This is a genomic window from Aeromonas sp. HMWF014 (genome assembly GCF_963878295.1).
GTDB classification, from domain to species: Bacteria; Pseudomonadota; Gammaproteobacteria; order Enterobacterales; family Aeromonadaceae; genus Aeromonas; species Aeromonas popoffii.
The window spans coordinates 862-5,326 of record NZ_CAWNYS010000545.1 but is presented as its reverse complement, the minus strand read 5'-3'; the positions used below and the strand labels follow the sequence as shown (position 1 = coordinate 5,326).

Annotated in this window: 4 protein-coding genes and 2 pseudogenes; 5 read left to right on the top strand and 1 reads right to left on the bottom strand. The window is 59.2% G+C overall.

Translation table 11 applies throughout. From position 1 onward, the window contains the following. The 5 genes and pseudogenes from AAC083_RS21225 to AAC083_RS21205 all read left to right on the top strand — a co-directional run. A partial coding sequence (locus AAC083_RS21225; RefSeq protein ID WP_219927921.1) for a hypothetical protein occupies nucleotides 1-200 on the top strand: 200 nt, incomplete at its 5' end. A gap of 26 nt (nucleotides 201-226) precedes the next feature. Next, nucleotides 227-1,192, top strand: a complete 966-nt coding sequence (ebgR, locus tag AAC083_RS21220) for a transcriptional regulator EbgR (protein ID WP_108537647.1) — start codon at nucleotides 227-229, stop codon at nucleotides 1,190-1,192. Between the two features lie 313 nt (nucleotides 1,193-1,505). After that, nucleotides 1,506-2,389 (top strand): annotated as a pseudogene (locus AAC083_RS21215) (glycoside hydrolase family 2 TIM barrel-domain containing protein); the annotation flags it as partial. After that, a pseudogene (locus tag AAC083_RS21210) lies at nucleotides 2,372-2,719 on the top strand (YhcH/YjgK/YiaL family protein); the annotation flags it as partial. The pseudogenes AAC083_RS21215 and AAC083_RS21210, both read left to right, overlap by 18 nt. A gap of 209 nt (nucleotides 2,720-2,928) precedes the next feature. Then, nucleotides 2,929-3,879 carry a bile acid:sodium symporter family protein gene (locus AAC083_RS21205; RefSeq protein WP_108537645.1) on the top strand — a complete coding sequence of 317 codons (951 nt, stop codon included), beginning with the start codon at nucleotides 2,929-2,931 and terminating at the stop codon, nucleotides 3,877-3,879. A gap of 79 nt (nucleotides 3,880-3,958) precedes the next feature. Here the strand turns inward: AAC083_RS21205 and AAC083_RS23430 are convergent. After that, the coding region (locus AAC083_RS23430) for a putative 4-mercaptohistidine N1-methyltransferase (RefSeq protein ID WP_258224813.1) at nucleotides 3,959-4,465 on the bottom strand (507 nt) is incomplete at its 5' end.

The following is a 4,465-nucleotide window of genomic DNA, read 5'->3' as shown; positions in this document are numbered from 1 at the left end:
CGGTAGCGCCGATGGTAGTGTGGCATTCGCCATGCGAGAGTAGGACACTGTCAGGCTCCTATTTAGAAGAGGCCTCCCATTCGGGAGGCCTTTTTGCATTTGTGCGTTCCAGAATCTGCCTTGGCTCTGCTCCCGGCATTTTAGTAAAAATGCTGGGCTATCAAGGGATTGCCCGTTACTCTTTAGCCGTTACTGATTAACATGTGATGCTGCCAGAGAGGTATTGATGGCTACGTTGAAGGAAATTGCACAGGAGGCGGGGGTGTCGCTCGCTACGGTATCCCGGGTACTGAACGAGGATCCCAGCCTGAGCGTCAAGGAAGAGACCAAGCAGCGGATCTTCGAGATTGCCGAGCGACTGGAGTACAAGACCAGCAGTGCTCGCAAGGGGGTTCACAAGAGCAAGCTGCACTTTCTGGTGGTCTACTCCTATCCGCAGAGTACCGAGGTCAACGATCCCTACTATCTCGCCATTCGCTATGGCATCGAGACCCAGAGTGTCCGCCTCAATATCGAACTGACCCACCTCTACAACTGTGGTGAAGGGCGCGAGCTGACCGCGGTAGACGGTATCCTGGTAGTGGGGAGCCTCTCTGCCGAGCGTCTGGCACAGCTGCGAACCTGCTCTAACATGCTGGTCTTTGTCGATGGCCGGGCAATGGAGGAATTCGACTCGGTCGACGTGGATCTCAGCCTGATCAGCCAGCAAGTGGTTGATTACTTTATTGCTCAGGGGCACCAGCGTATCGGCTATATCGGCGGACAGGATGAGAATCCGGACCTGCGTGAGCTGGCTTTCCGGGATTATGGCCAGCGACTGGGCGTGGTGCAGGAGAACGATATCTATCGCGGCGATTTCTCCAGTGCTTCCGGCTATCGGTTGGCAAAAGAGATGCTGGCAGGGGATTGGCCCAAGGCGTTGTTTGTCGCTTCCGACTCCATTGCCATCGGCGTGTTGCGTGCCATCCACGAGAGGGGATTGGCCATTCCCCAGCAGATCGAGCTGATCAGCGTCAACGATATTCCGACCGCAAAGTTCACCTTCCCGCCGCTCTCCACGGTGCGGATCCACTCCGAGTTGATGGGCTCCCAGGGAGTCAATCTGCTGGTCGAACGACTGCGTGACGAGCGTGATATTCCCCTCCGGGTACTGGTGCCGAGTCGCCTGACCCTGCGTGGCACTACACGCTAACTTTAGTAAAATAACGTCTGTTTTAGCGGCACCATCTCGCGGTGGTGCGGTACCTTTCCTTCACCATCCTCTCCCTCATCTCTCCTGATAAATTCATGGTTCTATGGTGGTTTATAGCCATTTCTTGCCTGTATTTATCAACATCCATGTCACTCCTGTGCGTTTCATTCTCTTTTATCTTCCGCTTCTGATCCCGCTCACAAAACCATCCAGCCATTGTGACCAGGTGAAAACCTTACCGATATAAAACTGATTTCTAGTAAAAATTGTTTGGTGTTTACCCAGTCAAAGTTGCCTTGTTCCGGGAGGGCATGTGAATAATTGGGAAAACGTTCAATTCGTGGGTGAAAACAGGCTGGCTCCGCGCGCCTACTTCTTCTCTTATGCCGATCGCGTTGCGGCGGCCACCATGCAGCGCGAGCTGAGCCGCCTCACCGCCGAGTTCGATATCAGTGCCTACGCCAACACCGGCGAGAACCTGCTGTCGGTACGGGTGATGCAGTGGGCGGACTCCAGCTATATCAAAGATCAGGATATGTGGTGGATGGCGGGGATCTTCCGCGACGTCTATCTGGTGGGCAAACCGGCCGCCCATGTGCAGGACTTCTTCATCCGCACCGCACTGGCCAATCCCCATCTGTGGAGTGCCGAGGATCCTTACCTCTATCAGCTGCAACTCTCCCTCTACAACGGTCAGGGCGAGCTGCTGGAAGTGATCCCGCAGCGGGTCGTGTGCGTGAAATCAGGGTCAAAGATGGCCTCTTCTACGTCAGCGGCCACTACCTCAAGCTGCACGGGGTGAACCGTCATGATAACGACCACCTCAAGAGCCGCGCGGTCGGTATGGACCGTGTTGAACGCGACATCGTGCTGATGAAGCAGCACAACCTCAACTCGGTGCGCACCGCCCACTACCCGAATGACCCGTGCTTCTACGAGCTGTGCGACCAGTACGGTCTGTTCGTGATGGCGGAGACCGACGTGGAGACCCACGGTTTCGCCAACGTCGGCGATCTCAGCCGCATTACCGACGCCCCCTTCTGGGAGCCGGTGTTCGTGGATCGCATCGAGCGCCACGTGCACGCCCAGAAGAACCACCCATCCATCATCATCTGGTCGCTGGGCAACGAGTCCGGCTATGGCTGCAACATCAGAGCCATGTACCAACGCGGCAAGGCGATCGGCCCGACCCGGCTGCCCATCGCCCGTGGCAACCTCAAGCCCGGCATCTGCCACTCCATCGGTGACTCCCTCACCTACCGCTTGCAGGAGGGGGCCAGCCCGGCCACCTCATTGTTCGAGGGGCAGTGCCGCTACTTCGACATCCACTACTACCTGGAAGGGGAAGAGACGGTGGAGTGGGCTGCCAAGAACGAGCTGCAGGTCGAGCAGGGCTACGACGACACCACAGACCGTGAGTGGCTGGTTGGCGAGGTGCGTGAGCGCATGTTGCTCTGCGCCGAGACCCCGGACGAGAGCCAGGGCGTGCTGTTGCAGCCCCGTGTGCCGATGGCGTCAGCTATTCCACCCGATCGTCAACATCCACCTATTGCAGGCCCCTGGTATCAAACGTTGATGAACAATTTACCAACGCTCAACGTTGCGCCTCTCTGTTATCGGGGTAAGCTCGTGGTTCGTTTCAACGGGGGGTGCCAGACACCTCCTGTTGTGTTTTTTGTCCTCCCCGTTCCTGACTTCCGCCACGGAGGCAGGATGCCCTCTGACGGAGACTCCCCGTGCGTCTGGATCCCTTTACTTCTGTGCTGATTGCTGTGGTCGCCCTGGCCTCCTTTTTTCCCTGCGAGGGGCAGGTGGCCGTCTGGTTTGGTCTGCTGACCAAGCTGGCGGTGGCGCTCTTGTTCTTCATGCACGGCGCCAAGCTGTCGCGCCAGAACCTGCTGGCGGGGCTGGGCCACTGGCGGCTGCATCTGGTGGTGATGCTCAGTACCTTTGTGCTGTTTCCGCTGCTCGGGTTGCTGCTCACTCCGCTGGTGCCCCAGTGGTTGAGCCCCGCTATCTACCTTGGCTTCCTCTACCTCTGCGCCCTGCCTGCCACAGTGCAGTCGGCTATTGCCTTCACCTCGATGGCAGGGGGGAATGTGTCAGCGGCGGTATGCAGTGCCTCGGCCTCAAGCATCCTCGGCATCTTCCTCTCGCCGCTGCTGGTGGGGATGATGATCCATGTGCAGGGGGAGGGGATCGACACCTGGCACTCCATTCAGGCCATCATGATGCAGCTGATGTTGCCGTTTGTGGTGGGCCATTTCTCGCGCCCGCTCATCGGCGGCTGGGTCGACAGCCATCGTCCGCTGATTGGCAAGCTGGATCAGAGCTCCATCCTGCTGGTGGTCTATGTTGCCTTCAGCGAGGCGGTGGTGCAGGGGATTTGGCGTCAAGTAAGTTGGTACGATCTGGCCAGTATCGTGCTGCTGAGCTGCGTCTTGCTGGCGCTGGTGCTCTGCTGGAATGTCTGGATCAGCCGCCGGCTCGGGTTCGACAAGTCGGACGAAATCACCATCGTCTTCTGCGGCTCCAAGAAGAGTCTCGCCAACGGGGTGCCGATGGCCAACGTCATGTTCCCGGCTGCCAGCGTCGGCGTCATGGTGTTGCCGCTGATGATCTTCCACCAGATCCAGCTGATGGTGTGCGCCGTGCTGGCCCGCCGCTACCACGTGCAGGGGAGTTGATACACTCGCCGTTTTTGCAGCCATAACCAGAGGGAGGCCAGTTGGCCTCCCTCTTTTCATCTGCTTGCCGACGCGCGAGCTAGCGCTTACGCCAGACGGTCAGTTGCGCCACCGTATGCTGGTATTTGCGGGCGGTCTCGCGGATGACGAAGGGGACATCCCGGGGCGGACAGAGCTCCTCGAACTCTGCCGCGAGCAGCCGTTGCAGCGCTTGATAGGTGCTGAGGGCCTCGCCATTTTCACGGATGCCGCCGAGCCAGTTGGCCTTGGGGGTGTAGTCGGCCAGCCAGGTGTAAGGGCTGGTGAGTACCAGCAGGCCGCCGCTGCGCAGCCGGGGGGCTATGTCGCGCAGGAAGCGGGCCGGTTCGCGCAGCCGGTCGATCAGGTTGGCGGCGAGCACCAGATCGTAGTGGTCGTACTTGGGCTTGAGGTTGCAGGCATCCCCCTGACTGAAGTGGATGCGTTCGATCTCGCTCGCCCCCAGGCCATGGCTCGACAGGCGCGCCTCGCAATACTCCACCAGTTCGCCCTCCAGTGGTACCGCATAGCGGAAGCTGTCCTGGCTGGCGAGGGTGAGTGCCACGTC